Below are 14,863 nucleotides of genomic sequence, written 5' to 3'. Positions count from 1 at the left end.
CCCGCCTGTGGCCGGACGCATAGATTGCCGCGCATGAGCGAAGACTTCTCGGGCAAGGCGGCGCTGGTCACCGGAGCGTCCCGCGGCATCGGCTACGGCATCGCACGCGAGCTCCTCTCCCGCGGCGCCTCCGTCACCATCACCGGCCGCAAGGCCGACCAGCTCGCCGAGGCGGCCGGGCAGCTCGCGGCCGGCACCGGCGGCCGCGTCCTCGCGGTCCAGGGCAACGCCGGTGACGACGCGTCCCGCGAGGAGGCCGTCACGCGCACCGTCGAGGAGTTCGGCCGCCTCGACGTGCTCGTCAACAACACGGGCATCAACCCGCAGTTCGGCTTCCTGATGGAGGCCGACCTCAACGCCGTCCGGAAGATCTTCGACGTCAACGTCGTGGCCACGCTCGGCTTCATCCAGCTGGCGTGGAAGGCGTGGATGGGCGAGCACGGCGGCGCGGTCGTGAACGTCGCCTCGATCGGCGGCATCCGCTCCACGGGCGTCATCGGCGCGTACGGCGCCTCGAAGGCCGCCCTGATCCGCCTCACCGAGGAGCTGGCGTGGCAGCTCGGCCCGAAGGTGCGCGTGAACGCCGTCGCGCCGGCCGTCGTGAAGACGAAGTTCGCCGAGGCGCTGTACGTGGGCCGCGAGGAGGAGGCGGCGCAGCAGTACCCGATGAAGCGTCTCGGAACGCCTGAGGACGTCGCCTCTCTTGTGGCTTTCCTGTGCTCCGACGCGGCTTCTTGGATCACCGGGGAGACCGTGCGGGTCGACGGCGGCCTGCTGTCGACGGGTACCGCGGGCTAGCCCGGCTCCACTCCCAGCACCTCGAGGAACGCGGCCGCGGCCGGGGTCGGCCCGGCCGCGCTCCACACCAGGTGCTCCACCCGGGACGGCCCGTCCACCACCGGCAGGGTCACCACCCCGTTCAACCGCGGCGCGTACTTCGACGGCAGCACCGCCACCGCCAGCCCCTCCCGGATCAGCCCGGCCATCAGCTCCGCGGTCGTCACCTCGAACGCCACCTCGCGGTCCACCCCGGCCGAAGCGAAGGCCTGGTCCGACTGCGACCGCCCGGGAGACGCCACCGGGAAGTCCGCGAACAGCTCGGACGCCATCACCTCCAGCGTCACCGACTCCCGGGACGCGAACGGGTGACCGGGCGCCACCACGGCCACGTGCTCGTCGCGCGCCAGCTCCCGCCCCCGCACCCCCTCCGGCCGCACGCCGGGCGGCAGCCCGAGGAACGCGAGGTCCAGCGCCCCCTGCCGCACCTGCTCGACGAGCTCGTGGCTGGGCAGCATCCGCAACGCCACCCGCACCTGCGGATAGCGCTCGCGGAACACCTTCAGCGCGGCGGGCAGGTCCACCGCGGCGACCGTGGGGATCACCCCCACCACGACCCGGCCGCGCACCTCCCCCACCGCCGCGGCGACCTCGGCGACGGCCCGCTCGGCGAAGTCGAGGCACTGCCGCGCGGCCGGCAGGAACGCCGCTCCGGCCGGGGTCAGCCGGACGCTGCGGCTGGTGCGCTCGAACAGCCGCGCGCCCAGCGAACGTTCGAGGCGCGCGATCTGGTGGCTCAGGGCCGACTGGACGACGAGGCACCGCCGGGCCGCCTTCGTGAAGCTGCCCGTCTCGGCCACCGCCACCACGTACCGCATCTGCTGGAGCTCCACGACATCCATCTTCAATCACGATGGATCGGATGAAAAGCATGTGTTGGACTCATCGACGCAGGAAAACAACACTGGAAAGCGTGAGAAACACCGACCTACCCCGGCTCGCACTGGCGGCGTTCGCGCCGGTGGTCTGGGGTTCGACCTACGTGGTCACGACCGAACTGCTGCCGGCGGGACACCCGTTGTTCGCGGGCCTGCTCCGCGCGCTCCCGGCGGGGCTGATCGCCGTGGCGCTGACCCGGACGCTGCCGCACGGCGCGTGGTGGGCGCGGGCGGCGGCGCTGGGCGTGCTCAACATCGGGATGTTCTTCCCGTTCCTGTTCGTCGCGGCCGAACGCCTGCCCGGTGGCGTCGCGGCCACCCTGGGGGCCGCTCAGCCGCTCGTGGTGGCGTTGCTGGCGGTCGGGGTGCTCAGGGAGAGCCCGTCGGCCTGGCGGTTCGCCTGGGGCGTCGTGGGGCTGGTCGGCGTCGGGCTCGTGGTGCTCGGGCCGGCGGCCGGGTTGGACCTCGTCGGCGTGCTGGCCGGGCTGGCCGGCGCCGCGACGATGGCGCTCGGCGTGACGCTGACGAAGAAGTGGGGCAGGCCCGCCGGCGTGGGACCGACGGCGTTCGCGGGCTGGCAGCTCACCGCGGGCGGTGTGTTCCTGCTGCCGGTGACGTTCCTCTTCGAGGGCCCGCCGCCCGCGATCGGCCCGCAGGCGCTGATCGGCTACCTGTGGCTCGGCGGCGTCGGCGGGCTGCTCGCCTACGTGCTGTGGTTCCGCGCCGTCACCACGCTGCCGGTCACGTCCGTCTCGATGCTCGGCCTGCTCTCCCCCATGTCCGCCGCGCTGCTCGGCGTCGTCGTCCTCGGCGAGACCCTGGACCCGGTGCAGCTCACCGGTTTCGCCCTCGCCCTCGCCGCGATCGTCGCCGGCCAGCGACCGGCACCCGTTCTCGTCGAAGGAGCTCTCCGGTGAAGATCGCAGTCGTCGGCGCGTCCGGCATGGTCGGATCGCGGGTCGTCGCGGAGGCGCTCAGGCGCGGGCACGACGTGACAGCGGTGCACCGCACCGCGGCTCCCGGCGCGCACGTCGTCCGCGGCGACGCCGCCGACAGGGAACTGATGGCCGGCATCCTGTCCGGAGTGGACGGTGTGGTGCTGGCGACCAGACCGCGGCCGGGACAGGAGGCCACGACCGGGCCCACCACGACGGCGCTCCTCGACGCGGCACGCACGACCGGCGCACGGGTGCTGGTCGTCGGTGGCGCCGCTCCGCTGCGCACGCCCGGCGGAACGGGTCTCGTGCTCGACGACGACCGTTACGTGCCACCGCACATCCGCCCGATCGCGGAGGCGAGCCTGCGCCAGCTCGAAGCGTGCCGGGCGCACGGGGCCGACTGGGTCTACCTGAGCCCGCCCGCGCTCCTGGAACCCGGTGCGCGCACCGGCACCTACCGCCGCGGCACGACCGAGATGCTCACCTGCCCGTCGTCGATCTCGGCGGAGGACATGGCGGTGGCGGTCGTCGACGAGCTGGAGGCCCCCGGCACCGACCGGCACTTCACCGTCGCAGGTCCAGCCGCAGGATGACCTCGCCGTCCTCGTCGGTCTCCCCGGTCGGCACGAAACCGAAGCCGCGGTAGAACGGTTCGGGCGAGCCCTCCCCGGGTACGCAGCTGGTCAGCAGTTCGGGAACGTCCCCGGCCCGCAGCAGCGCCACGACCTCGCGCAGGATCGCGGTGCCGTAGCCGCGACCCTGGTGCCCGGCGCCCACGAGCAGGCGCCACAGGTAGTACGGCCCGATGAGCCCCGGCCCCGGCGTCACGTCCCAGCTGAGCATGACGAACCCGACGGGCTCCTCGCCGTCGTAGACGGCGCGGAACCACGGGTTGGCGTCGGGGTTCTCCTCGGCGTCGCGGAACGACTTCTCGACGGACGCGACGAAGCGGTCCTGTGCCGGATGCACGCGCACGGCGACCACGGCGTCGCGGTTGGCGTCGGTGATCTCGACCAGGCGGATCTGAGCGCTCATGGCGCCGGATTGTGCCGCCCCGCCGGCCGGCTCCTCAGCCGGTCGGCGAAGGTCGCGTGGAGAGCAGGCCCGACGAGTTGGCCGGCGGAACGGACGTCTGCGGGTTGCTCATGGGCGGCGCCTGCGGGCTGGACGGCGGGTCCGGCACCCTCGTCGACCGCGGCGGGCCGGTCGGGTCCGGGGACCGGACCGTCGTCGGCGTCGCCCCGACCGAGCCCGGCGCCGGCGTCGGCGACACCGGGGAGGGCGTCGGCGGCGCGGACGTCGTGGACGGCAGCGGCGGCGTCGCGGGTTCGGAGGGCTTCGCGGCCGGCAGCACGGCCAGTGCCACGGCCACGACGCCCGCGGTGGCGAGCCCGGTGCCCACGACGGCGACGGTGCGGCGGCGCGAGCGCACGGCCTGGCCGCGCCGGATGAGGTCGGCAGCCGTGACGGCACGCGGCGGCGCCTCCGCGTCCTGGTGCAGAGCGGAGAAAGTCGCCCTCAGGTCGTCTTCGCGAACCATCACACCTCCAGCCTCAGGTGGTCGAACTCCGGCCCGAGCTTGCGCCGCAGCGTCTCCAGGCCCTTGCTGGTCTGCGACTTCACCGTGCCCGTGGAGCAGTTCAGCGCGGCGGCGGTGTCCTCGACGCCGAGATCGTGCCAAAAGCGCAGCACGAGGACAGCGCGCTGCCGTGCGGGCACGGCGGTGAGCGCCTGCCACACCACGAGCCTGTCCTCCGCCCCCGCGACGGAGGACAGGCCCTCGGGAGGTGTGTCAGTCAGCTTCTCCCTGCGCCACCGCACTTTGCGGCGTTCGGCGAGGAACGTCCGCACGACGATCTGGCGCAGGTACGGTTCGAGCCCCGACCGGTCGCTCATCTTCGGACCGGCCAGGTACAGCTTCAAGAACGCCGACTGCATGACGTCCTCCGCCTCGTGCCAGTTGCCGCACAGCAGGTACGCCGTGAAGCGCATCGAGTCGGCGCACCGGTCGAAGCAGTCGGTGAACTCGGTCTCCCAGTTCAGCGGGTGCTCCTCACCCGGCCGGGGTCGACGACACCGGGGGCGTCGTCGCGGGAGGGGTCCAGGTGGTCGGCCCGGGCCGGGTCGCGGACGGCGTGGTGGGCACCGCGGGCCGGGCCGACGTGGTCGGCAGCGGCGTCGGCAGGATCGAGGAGGTCGGCGCCGGGGGCTGGGACGTCGGCGGGTGCTGCGGGGTGGTCGGCAGCGGCGTCGGCAGGACGGAGGAGGACGGCGGCAGCGCGTCCGGCGAGGTCGACGGCACGGCGGGCGTGGTCGACGGCGCCGGCGGGGCCGAGGTCGTGGGCTGGGGCGCGTCGTCGCCACCGCTCAACGCCAGCGCGGGCACCGCGATGCCGACGGCACCCAGCGCGACCGCTCCGGCCACGATCACCATTCGTTTGCGCACTTGCAGCTCCAGCAGGTCGGTGGCGCCCGGTTCAGGCACCCTCACCCGTATCCATGCGGCCGGCCGCCGGTCCGGTTGCCCGTGTGTCCTGGATCACGATCTCGACGCAGCGGGCGCGCCGGGCGGCCTCGTCCAGCACCGAGCGCCGGGGTTCCGGCACGTCCAGGACGCGGTCCTCGGCTTTGGCGAAGACGCCCGAGAGCCTGCGGTCGTCGCGCAGGACGTCCAGCGCCTGCCGGTCACCGCCGAGCACGACCGAGTCGAGTTCGGCGAGCCGCGGCACGAGGACGCGCGCCACGTCGTCCGCGGCGGCCTGCAGCGCGACGCGGGCCTGGCCCTCCCGGCGCCGCGCGAACCGCTGCTGCGACCACCCGCCTGCCCTGATGCGCCCGTGGACCTGCTTGCGGTCCGTGGCGGAGACCTCGACCCTCGCACCGAACGCCACGCCGACGCTGTGACCGCCGAGCCGGACGAGCACGAGCCCGATCCGGCGGGGTTCCGCCAACCTTTCAACCACCTCTTCCGCAGAGGCTCCACCGCGCGTGGTGAAGGTGGCCCTCGCGCCGTCTTCGGCGACGATCTCCACCTCGGTCTCGCGCACGTGGACGTCGATCTCACCGTGCCGGTCGGCGAACCGCCGGATCCACCCCGCCACCCGCTCGGGCTCGACTTCGACCGCCCGCCCGCCGGGAACCGGCCGGACGCGGCTCACCGGGGAACCGGGAGGTGCGGCGGGTCGTCGAAGGCCGTGAGGTCGGTCACCGCACACACAGTAGAACCACCTCGACACAGGGCGTGAACAGCATCCGGATGTTACCGATGGGTTCGTAATGCTTGACAGATGAGACTCGAAAGCGTGAACTCATGAACCGTATGGATTAACCATTGACTCCATCCGGCTCCGACCAGCGATGTTCACGGACGGGTAGGGTCACTGGGGCGTGATCTTATGACAGCGGGGAGTCACCATGACGACTGCTGCCGGTCGACCAACACTGGCCGTTGATGACACGGACTCAACGGGCCACGGCAGCCTTACGCAGCTCTTGACGACGGGACCGTTCCCGGAGGCGTTGAGGGCGGCGATCAAGGCGAGCCGGCTCAGCCTCGACCGCATCCAGCACCGGTTGGCACTGCGCGGCGTCACCATCAGCGTCGCGACGCTCAGCTACTGGCAGTCAGGACGCCGAAGGCCTGAACGCCCCGAATCGCTGGAGGCGCTGCGGCACCTCGAGTCGGTCCTGGGCGTGCCCCAGTCGGGTCTGTCGGCGCTGCTCGGCCCACCTCGTCCGCGAGGCCGCCGCTGCCGCCCGACGACGATGATGCCGATCGACGCCCTCTGGGCGCGTCGTGAGCGGGTCGCGAACCTGCTCTCGAAGGTCGACACGTCCTCCGACCTGAAGCTCGGCAGGATCAGCCAGCACGACCGCATCGAGATCTCTGCCGACGGCGGGCAGAAGTCCGTGTGGGTGCGCCAGATCCTGCGCGCCGAGCAGGACGGCCCGGACCGCTGGGCGCTCGTGTTCGAGACCGAGGAGTCCGACGTGCTCCCCGAGATCGTGAACGTGCGCAACTGCCACCTAGGCCGCATCGCCCGCGACCACGAGGCCAACATCATGGTCGCGGAGATGATGTTCGAACGTCCCCTGGCCAGGGGCGAGACCCTCATCATGGAATACCAGCTGGTGTTCCCCGAGGGCCACGCCCCCAAGGGCAACAACACGTTCGCGCGCAAGTTCCGCCTGCCGGTGCGGGAGTACGTGATCGAGGTCCGCTTCGACGAGGCGAACCTGCCCTCGCGCGTGCAGCAGTACAGCGTGCCCGCGGGCGACGAGACGCCCTCGCGGCGCCGCAACCTCACCCTGGACTCGGGCGGCGGCGTGCACGCCGTGGCGCTCGGGTTCGGACCGGGCGTGTTCGGCATCCGCTGGGAGTGGCCGAACCGCTAGCCAGGCCTGACAGGGGCGCTTCCCGTTCGCGGGAGGCGCCCTTTTCGCTTCTCCGCCCGGTGGAACGACAGGAAGGCCCCCGGCTCGTGAGCCGAGGGCCTCCCACTGGTCAGCTAGCTCGTCACACCCAGCCGGCCACGTGCAGCGTCACGGACCGGACGGAACCGCGGTCCGAGCCCACCACGTCGGCGACCTTGAACGTCCAGTTGCCGTCGGCGGAGTCCGCCAGCAGCGAGGACAGCTGGCCACCGGCCTGCCACGACCCGGTGAACGGCGCCTCGCCGCTCAGGACCGAGGAGAACGGGCGCGCGGCCGAGTCGTCGAACACGGCCTGGCAGATGTTGTTGCCGGTGCCGCCGGAGCGCGAGAACAGCGTCACGGACTTGCCCGCCGGCGAGGTCAGCGTGCCCACCAGGTCACCCACGAAGGTGTGGTCGATGCCCACCGTCGTGGAGCCCTCGGTGGACGAGCAGGTCGCGCCGTCCACGGAGAACTTCAGGTTCGACGCCCCGCCGACACCCGTGACGGGCACCGCGATCGAGACACCGGTCTGGTCGTTGTCCGGGATGGCCACCGGCGCACCGGTGTAGGCGAACGTCTTGAACTCGCGCGACGGCTCACCGATGCGGAACGTGAACGAAGCCGCCGTCGGTGACGTCGAGCCCGCGTAGGTCACGCGCGCGTCGAGCTTGACCGCCGAGCCGAGCGCGGCCGAGGCCGGCACGGACACCTTGTAGGTGTTGCTGACGGTCTGGCCCGGGTCGATGTTGCCGTAGTACTTGGAGCGCGGCGCGATGGTGACGCCCGGCGTCGTCGTCGACAGCACGACCGAGGTCGAGGCGGCTGAGCCGTCACCGCCGTTGGCGACCGGGACCGTGACCGTGGCGGTGGTGCCCGGCTTCAGGTACTGGCTGCCGTCGGCGTCGTTGACGATCGTCGGCTTCTGCGCACGGGCCAGGGCCTGCGGCGAGGCGCCCGTGTACTCCAGTGCCCTGTCGGCCATCACGACGCCGGCGCCGGTGCGGTTGTCCACACCGGACTCGACGATGTCGATCGCCGTGGTGACAAGGGCTTCCTTGACCTCGGCGGGCGTCAGGGTCGGGTTGCCGGACAGGATCAGGCCGGCGATCGCGGCGGCGTTCGGCGCGGAGGCGGACGTGCCGTAGAACGTCGTGAAGCCCGGCACGGACGTCGTCACACCGTCGGCCGCGGTGATGTCCGGCTTCTGGCGGGTCTCGGCGAGCGGCGTGCCGTCGGGCGCGAAGAAGGTCTTGCGCGGACCGTCGGAGGTGAAGCGCTCCGGCTTCTGCGTGCCGTCGAAGGCGTTGGGGTACGGGCCCTTCGGGTTGGCGGGGTCGCCGGGCTCCAGGTCGAACGGCAGTGCCGCGGCGGCGGGAGCGGCCGCGACGGAGATCGCGCCCTTGGCCGCCGAGTGGCCGCGGGTCATGCCGGGCGTGACGAACTTCTTCAGCCCGTCGTTGGAGTTGGCGAAGCGGCCACCGAACAACGACAACGCGAAGTACTTGTCTTCACCGCGGTACTTCACGACCGCGAGGCGCGTGCCCGTCGAGCTGCTCGGGGTGTTGATGCGCTCGAACGGGTCCTGCGCGCCGTCCTGGTTGTTCTGCGAGAAGGTGACAACGTTGCCCTGGGAGTTGACCAGGTACAGGTCGTAGTCGTTGAACGACTGGCCGAGCGGGTCGGCCCAGTGCAGCGTCACGGGGCTGTCGCCGGAGTAGTTCGACAGCGGGTTGAACAGCTGCTTCGCGTTGGGGTCCGGGTTGAAGTCGTGCGCGGAGCCGGCGAACTTGCCCACGCCCGCACCGGAGTCGACGAACTGGCCCTCGTAGTGGCCGGCGGTGCCGTCCGCGACGTTGCCCTGGTTGCCGGCGCTGGAGAAGAACACCGCGCCGTCCGCGGCGACCGCGTCGACGGCACGCGCGATGATGCCGTCCTGGAACGGCGACTCGTTGAAGTAGATGACGTCGTCAACGATGACATCGCAGCCGAGGTCGAAGCGCAGCTTCTTGATGTTGTCCGCGAAGCTCGCGTCGCCGTTGAACGCCGTGGCGAAGCCGAGCTCGGCGTTGGGCGCGAGGTCGTGCAGGATCTCGAGCATCGCGGTGCCCTCGTCACCGGAACCCGCCTGACCCGGCACGATGTCGACGGCCGGCAGCTCACCCGCGGCCTGCGACACGGCCAGCGAGTTCACGCCGTCGGACAGGGCGCAGAGCTTCACGCCGACACCGGTGACGCGGTACGTCCCGCGCGCGGCCTCGGCGGCGTGCGCCTTGTCGCTCTCGGCGACCTTGGCCGCCTGCACCGACAGCTGCTTCTCGGACAGCCGGCGCTCGACCTCGCGAGCCTTGTCCTCTTTGGACGGAGCCTGCTTGCGGGCCTTGGCGTCCCGCTTGTTCTTCAGGTCCTGCGTCATCGCGTCACTGCCGGGCTCGACGCGGGCGACGTCGGAACGCCCGGCGATCTCGGCGATCTTCGCGACCGGGACCTCGGCACGCACGGTGCGGTGCTCGGGGGACACGGCCCGGATCTGTCCGCCCGCCGCGCGGACAGCGCCGACCAGGTCCTCGGAGTAGTGCTTGGCGCGGATGTCGACCAGCGTCGTGGACTGCGGCGTCACGGCGACGCCGGTCTGCACCTGCGGAAGGCCGCTCGTCGTCGCCGCCGACGCGCGCTTGCGGGCCTCCACCACCAACGTGCTGTCCACTTTGGACTCAGCCGGGGTGAGCGACTTCTTGATGCTCTGCAGCGCCGCGATCTGAGCGGCGGTGCGGTCGGTGATGGACTTCGACGCCTTGACCGGGTCAGCGGACGCGGGCGTGACTGACGTAAGTGCGGCCAGAAGAACTGCTGTACCTGCGGTGACTAACGAAGTGCCTCTTCGCGATCGGCGCACAGGGCTTCTCCCCCGAACGTTGGCGTGCCCCCGAGCACGCAGCCTGCGACCGGTGATTCCCGGTCGAGGCGCCAACGTATGGTGCCCGGCTGATCACAGTCAGCATCCGATTGGGCTACTTCCCACTGAGCAGACGCAATCACACTTCACAGAACAAACGCGTCAGTCCACAACTGACCGGTTCGCCCGGAAAGGGCTTCCAGCAGAGCGGCCGCCTGGTTGTCCGTGAGCGACGCGATGAAGTCCACGACAGCACGCCCACGAGCCAATCCCCTGACCGCGTCAGGCCCGGCGGGCACCTCGCCCGTCGCGCCGACCAATGTGGACGGCTCCGTCCGGGCCAGCGCCGCGTACTCCGTTTCGGCCAGCTCCACGAGGTCGTGCAGCCTGCGCGGCAACCGGTCCGCCTCCGCCCGATCGGTCACCCACTGCTCCAAAGCGTCCACCAGGGATGAGAGCAAACGCGCCTGTCCACGTTGGTGCAGAGCGAGGTCGGGCCGCAGCAACACGAACCGCCGGTGGACGAACTTCAACACCTGCACCTCGTGCCACTGCTGCACCGCGAGCACGACGTGCCCGGACCGCGGCGTCGGCTCCTCGATCACCCCGACCGCGTCCACGAGCCGGCGCGTCCACCGCGCGCTGAACCCGGCAACCGCCTGCTCGGCCTCGACCGAGCCGTCGAACGGCACCGCCAGCAACCCGTCGACGAGCTCCTTGCTGACCTTGCGCACCGCCAACGCGAACGCCTCGTCGCTCATCACCCAGGAGTCCTTGAAGTGCAGGCGCCGCCGCAACGTCTCCAACGACCGCCCCGGCATCCGGATCTCCGCACTCAGGTCCGCGTCGCTCAACCCGGCGAGGTCGAGCGCCTGCGCCTGCCACGTCCCGAGCTCCGCGGCGACCGTCGCGTGCTGCAACACCCCGACCCGGTGGAAGTCCTCAAGGTCGTGGATCGCGTAGGCGATGTCGTCCGCGGTGTCCATGACGCTGGCCTCGACGGTCTGCTGCCACGACTCGATCCGCCCCTCGAAGGGCTCGCGCGCCTGCCGCAGGTCGTTGATCTCCGTGACGTACGCGGAGAACTTGGAGCTGCCGGTGCCCGGCATGTCCTCCGGCTCCGACGCACCACGCGGCGCCACCGCGAGCCCGAGCGACTGCCGTCGCGTCCACGGGTACTTCAACATCGCCGCCCGCACCGCGACCGTCAGGTCGAGCCCGAGCGCCTTGGGCCCCCGCACGTCGGTGGTCGTGATGATGCGGAACGACTGCGCGTTGCCCTCGAACCCGTCCGGCAACCCGAACCGGTGCCGCGCCAGCCGGTCCAGCACCTGCTCGCCGAGGTGCCCGAACGGCGGGTGGCCGAGGTCGTGCGCGAGCGCCGCCGCCTCCACCACGTCCGGGTCGCAGCCGCCGAGCTTCTCCAGGACCGCGGTCAGCTCGGGGCGGGCGGTGAGGCGTTCGGCGATGGCGCGTGCCGCCTGCGCCACCTTGAGGCTGTGGGTGAGGCGGTTGTGCACGAGCAGGCCGGAGCCGGTAGAGCTGACGACCTGCGTGACCCCGCCGAGCCTCGCGAAGAACGGGGAGCTCGCGACCCTGTCCCGGTCGACCCGGAACGGGTTCGTGGCGAGGTCTGCCGTCCTGCCCACTCCGGCCGAACGGCGGGCGGCGCGTTGCTCGTTGTGCATGGGAGAGAAGGTACCCGGCAGCCACGAGCCGCCGGCGCCCCACGCGTCTTCCTCATTGCGCGACGAAGATGACCATGGTTTTGGGACACCTCTCCGGCCGATGGAAATGACTACTAGACGGGGAAGGACGCGAATCCGGCCAGTGTTCACCCGATCGAGGGAAGAGCTGCCTTGCCGAGCGCTGGCGTCAGTTCTGTGCGCTGGCGCTACTCCCGAGAGCCGGCTGCACTTCGAAGAGCTGGCCGGCCCGGTAGCGGGCGGCGCGGCCGGTGCGGCCAGCGCGGCGCTGCCGGCGCGGTGATGGGTGGAGTGGTGATGCATGGGAAGTGCTTGGGATCCGCGTCCTGGACCTGTCTGGGAAACGACAAAGCCCCTGCGGGGAGCGCTTGTGGCGCTCAACCCGCAGGGGCTTTGTCGAAAGAAGTTCGGCGGCGACCTACTCTCCCACACCGTAACCAGTGCAGTACCATCGGCGCAGAAGGGCTTAACTACCGGGTTCGGAATGGGACCGGGTGTTTCCCCAACGCTATAACCACCGAAACACTATGGAAATATACAACCAGCACCCCGAAGCCGGGGGCTCGATCGGTTCTGGTTGTTCTTCCAGAACCGCACAGTGGATGCGTAGCGTCTTCGTAACAAGTCCTCGGCCTATTAGTACCAGTCAGCTCCAACCGTTACCGGTCTTCCACCTCTGGCCTATCAACCCAGTGGTCTAGCTGGGGGCCTTAACCCACGAAGGGTGGGATACCTCATCTTGGAACGAGCTTCCCGCTTAGATGCCTTCAGCGGTTATCCCTTCCGAACGTAGCCAACCAGCAATGCTCTTGGCAGAACAACTGGCACACCAGCGGTCCGTCCGTCCCGGTCCTCTCGTACTAGGGACAGCCTTCCTCAAGTATCCTACGCGCGCGGCGGATAGGGACCGAACTGTCTCACGACGTTCTAAACCCAGCTCGCGTACCGCTTTAATGGGCGAACAGCCCAACCCTTGGGACCTACTCCAGCCCCAGGATGCGACGAGCCGACATCGAGGTGCCAAACCATCCCGTCGATATGGACTCTTGGGGAAGATCAGCCTGTTATCCCCGGGGTACCTTTTATCCGTTGAGCGACCACGCTTCCACAAGCCATGGCCGGATCACTAGTTCCGACTTTCGTCCCTGCTCGACCCGTCAGTCTCACAGTCAAGCTCCCTTGTGCACTTGCACTCGACACCTGATTGCCAACCAGGCTGAGGGAACCTTTGAGCGCCTCCGTTACTCTTTGGGAGGCAACCGCCCCAGTTAAACTACCCACCAGGCACTGTCCCTGATCCGGATCACGGACCGAGGTTAGACATCCAATACGACCAGAGTGGTATTTCAACGATGACTCCACACTGACTGGCGTCAGCGCTTCACAGTCTCCCACCTATCCTACACAAGCCGAATCGAACACCAATACCAAGCTATAGTAAAGGTCCCGGGGTCTTTCCGTCCTGCCGCGCGTAACGAGCATCTTTACTCGTAATGCAATTTCGCCGGGCCTGCGGTTGAGACAGTCGAGAAGTCGTTACGCCATTCGTGCAGGTCGGAACTTACCCGACAAGGAATTTCGCTACCTTAGGATGGTTATAGTTACCACCGCCGTTTACTGGCGCTTAAGTTCTCAGCTTCGCCACAAAGTGACTAACCGGTCCCCTTAACGTTCCAGCACCGGGCAGGCGTCAGTCCATATACATCGTCTTGCGACTTCGCATGGACCTGTGTTTTTAGTAAACAGTCGCTTCTCGCTGGTCTCTGCGGCCAGCTGACCCTAGCCCGCGAAGGGCTTCAAGTCCTCTGGCCCCCCTTCTCCCGAAGTTACGGGGGCATTTTGCCGAGTTCCTTAACCACAGTTCGCCCGATCGCCTCGGTATTCTCTACCTGACCACCTGTGTCGGTTTGGGGTACGGGCCGCGTGAAAGCTCGCTAGAGGCTTTTCTCGGCAGCATGGGATCACTCTACTTCGCCTCAATCGGCTACGCATCACGTCTCAGGCTTGATGAGTTGCGGATTTGCCTACAACTCGCCCTACACGCTTGCACCAGTACTACCACTCACTGGCGGAGCTACCCTCCTGCGTCACCCCATCGCTTGACTACTACAAGTTCAGGTCCCGCGCTCCACAGTCCACTAGGTCCCGAAGGACTTTCGCAGGTGCTTTGGGCGGTTAGTATCACAAGGTTCATCATGGGCGCGTTCACACGGGTACGGGAATATCAACCCGTTGTCCATCGACTACGCCTGTCGGCCTCGCCTTAGGTCCCGACTTACCCTGGGCGGATTAGCCTGGCCCAGGAACCCTTGGTCATCCGGCGGACGAGTTTCTCACTCGTCTTTCGCTACTCATGCCTGCATTCTCACTCGCATAGCGTCCACGGCTGGATTACTCCGCCGCTTCAACCGCTACACGACGCTCCCCTACCCATCCCGAGTCAAGCTCGAAATGACACAGCTTCGGCGGTGTGCTTAAGCCCCGCTACATTGTCGGCGCAGGACCACTTGACCAGTGAGCTATTACGCACTCTTTAAAGGGTGGCTGCTTCTAAGCCAACCTCCTGGCTGTCTGTGCGACCCCACATCCTTTCCCACTTAGCACACACTTAGGGGCCTTAGCTGGCGTTCTGGGCTGTTTCCCTCTCGACTACGAAGCTTATCCCCCGCAGTCTCACTGCCGCACTCTCACACCACGGTATTCGGAGTTTGGTTGATTTCGGTAAGCTTGTGGGCCCCCTAGACCATCCAGTGCTCTACCCCCGCGGTGAAACATGCGACGCTGCACCTAAATGCATTTCGGGGAGAACCAGCTATCACGGTGTTTGATTGGCCTTTCACCCCTAACCACAGCTCATCCCCCAGGTTTTCAACCCTGGTGGGTTCGGGCCTCCACGCGGTCTTACCCGCGCTTCACCCTGGCCATGGCTAGATCACACCGCTTCGGGTCTAGACCACGCGACTAAACGCCCTATTCAGACTCGCTTTCGCTACGGCTACCCCACACGGGTTAACCTCGCCACGTAGCACTAACTCGCAGGCTCATTCTTCAAAAGGCACGCCGTCACCCCTAAAGGCTCCGACGGATTGTAGGCACACGGTTTCAGGTACTATTTCACTCCCCTCCCGGGGTACTTTTCATCTTTCCCTCACGGTACTAGTCCGCTATCGGTCACCAGGGAGTATTTAGGCTTAG

The 14,863-nt window shown here is 68.7% G+C and carries 12 protein-coding genes and 2 rRNA genes (1 of these 14 only partly in view); 4 read left to right on the top strand and 10 right to left on the bottom strand.

The window, feature by feature from the left end:
• Positions 1-33: 33 nt before the first annotated feature.
• The gene (locus tag V1227_RS00075) at positions 34-798 is read left to right on the top strand and encodes an SDR family oxidoreductase (RefSeq protein ID WP_329790334.1); all 765 of its coding nucleotides are present in this window, start codon (positions 34-36) and stop codon (positions 796-798) included.
• On the opposite strand, the gene V1227_RS00070 is transcribed toward V1227_RS00075, so the two are convergent.
• The gene (locus V1227_RS00070) at positions 795-1,670 is read right to left on the bottom strand and encodes a LysR family transcriptional regulator (RefSeq protein WP_329793927.1); all 876 of its coding nucleotides are present in this window, start codon (positions 1,668-1,670) and stop codon (positions 795-797) included. The genes V1227_RS00075 and V1227_RS00070 overlap by 4 nt on opposite strands.
• A gap of 80 nt (positions 1,671-1,750) precedes the next feature.
• Here V1227_RS00070 and V1227_RS00065 point away from each other — a divergent pair, with 80 nt between their 5' ends.
• Together V1227_RS00065 and V1227_RS00060 are read left to right on the top strand one after the other, a co-directional pair.
• The gene (locus V1227_RS00065) at positions 1,751-2,632 is read left to right on the top strand and encodes an EamA family transporter (protein WP_329790333.1); all 882 of its coding nucleotides are present in this window, start codon (positions 1,751-1,753) and stop codon (positions 2,630-2,632) included.
• Positions 2,629-3,246, top strand: coding sequence for an NAD(P)-dependent oxidoreductase (locus tag V1227_RS00060; RefSeq protein WP_329790332.1), 618 nt, complete (start codon positions 2,629-2,631; stop codon positions 3,244-3,246). Before V1227_RS00065 ends, V1227_RS00060 begins: the two co-directional genes overlap by 4 nt.
• Here the strand turns inward: V1227_RS00060 and V1227_RS00055 are convergent.
• Genes V1227_RS00055 through V1227_RS00035 form a run of 5 tightly spaced genes read right to left on the bottom strand, consistent with a single transcriptional unit; the run spans position 3,218 to position 5,811 of the window.
• Positions 3,218-3,688 (bottom strand): GNAT family N-acetyltransferase, encoded by a 471-nt coding sequence (locus V1227_RS00055; RefSeq protein ID WP_329790331.1) that lies wholly within the window; start codon positions 3,686-3,688, stop codon positions 3,218-3,220. The genes V1227_RS00060 and V1227_RS00055 overlap by 29 nt on opposite strands.
• Before the next feature lie 34 nt (positions 3,689-3,722).
• Positions 3,723-4,193 carry a hypothetical protein gene (locus tag V1227_RS00050; RefSeq protein ID WP_329790330.1) on the bottom strand — a complete coding sequence of 157 codons (471 nt, stop codon included), beginning with the start codon at positions 4,191-4,193 and terminating at the stop codon, positions 3,723-3,725.
• Complete coding sequence (locus V1227_RS00045) at positions 4,193-4,696, bottom strand: SigE family RNA polymerase sigma factor (RefSeq protein ID WP_090105519.1); 504 nt, start codon at positions 4,694-4,696, stop codon at positions 4,193-4,195. Before V1227_RS00045 ends, V1227_RS00050 begins: the two co-directional genes overlap by 1 nt.
• Positions 4,697-4,706: 10 nt before the next feature.
• A complete protein-coding gene (locus tag V1227_RS00040) occupies positions 4,707-5,144 on the bottom strand; it encodes a hypothetical protein (RefSeq protein ID WP_329794224.1) in 438 nt (145 codons plus the stop codon).
• Entirely contained in the window at positions 5,131-5,811 is a 681-nt protein-coding gene (locus V1227_RS00035; protein ID WP_329790329.1) for an acVLRF1 family peptidyl-tRNA hydrolase, read from the bottom strand. Before V1227_RS00035 ends, V1227_RS00040 begins: the two co-directional genes overlap by 14 nt.
• 334 nt (positions 5,812-6,145) lie before the next feature.
• Here V1227_RS00035 and V1227_RS00030 point away from each other — a divergent pair, with 334 nt between their 5' ends.
• Positions 6,146-7,048 carry a hypothetical protein gene (locus V1227_RS00030; protein WP_236220139.1) on the top strand — a complete coding sequence of 301 codons (903 nt, stop codon included), beginning with the start codon at positions 6,146-6,148 and terminating at the stop codon, positions 7,046-7,048.
• A 121-nt stretch (positions 7,049-7,169) separates the two neighbouring features.
• Here the strand turns inward: V1227_RS00030 and V1227_RS00025 are convergent, their stop codons facing one another.
• From V1227_RS00025 to V1227_RS00010, 4 genes are all read right to left on the bottom strand, one after another.
• Positions 7,170-9,962, bottom strand: a complete 2,793-nt coding sequence (locus tag V1227_RS00025) for a S8 family serine peptidase (RefSeq protein WP_442916430.1) — start codon at positions 9,960-9,962, stop codon at positions 7,170-7,172.
• 146 nt (positions 9,963-10,108) lie between these two features.
• Positions 10,109-11,650 carry a deoxyguanosinetriphosphate triphosphohydrolase family protein gene (locus tag V1227_RS00020; protein ID WP_329790327.1) on the bottom strand — a complete coding sequence of 514 codons (1,542 nt, stop codon included), beginning with the start codon at positions 11,648-11,650 and terminating at the stop codon, positions 10,109-10,111.
• Positions 11,651-12,073: 423 nt separating this feature from the next.
• A 5S ribosomal RNA gene (gene rrf / locus V1227_RS00015) occupies positions 12,074-12,190 on the bottom strand.
• A gap of 94 nt (positions 12,191-12,284) precedes the next feature.
• Positions 12,285-14,863: ribosomal RNA gene (locus V1227_RS00010) — 23S ribosomal RNA — on the bottom strand (it continues 506 nt past the right edge of the window).

This window comes from Lentzea sp. DG1S-22 (assembly GCF_036321065.1).
Lineage (GTDB): Bacteria > Actinomycetota > Actinomycetes > Mycobacteriales > Pseudonocardiaceae > Lentzea > Lentzea jiangxiensis.
This window is presented reverse-complemented; position numbering and strand designations above follow the sequence as displayed.

What these genes read in the sequence shown, in the direction of transcription:
- V1227_RS00075 (WP_329790334.1), top strand. Translation starts at nt 34, where the DNA reads ATGAGCGAAGACTTCTCGGGCAAGGCGGCGCTGGTCACCGGAGCGTCC.
- V1227_RS00055 (WP_329790331.1), bottom strand. Translation starts at nt 3,688, where the DNA reads ATGAGCGCTCAGATCCGCCTGGTCGAGATCACCGACGCCAACCGCGAC.
- V1227_RS00050 (WP_329790330.1), bottom strand. Translation starts at nt 4,193, where the DNA reads ATGGTTCGCGAAGACGACCTGAGGGCGACTTTCTCCGCTCTGCACCAG.
- V1227_RS00020 (WP_329790327.1), bottom strand. Translation starts at nt 11,650, where the DNA reads ATGCACAACGAGCAACGCGCCGCCCGCCGTTCGGCCGGAGTGGGCAGG.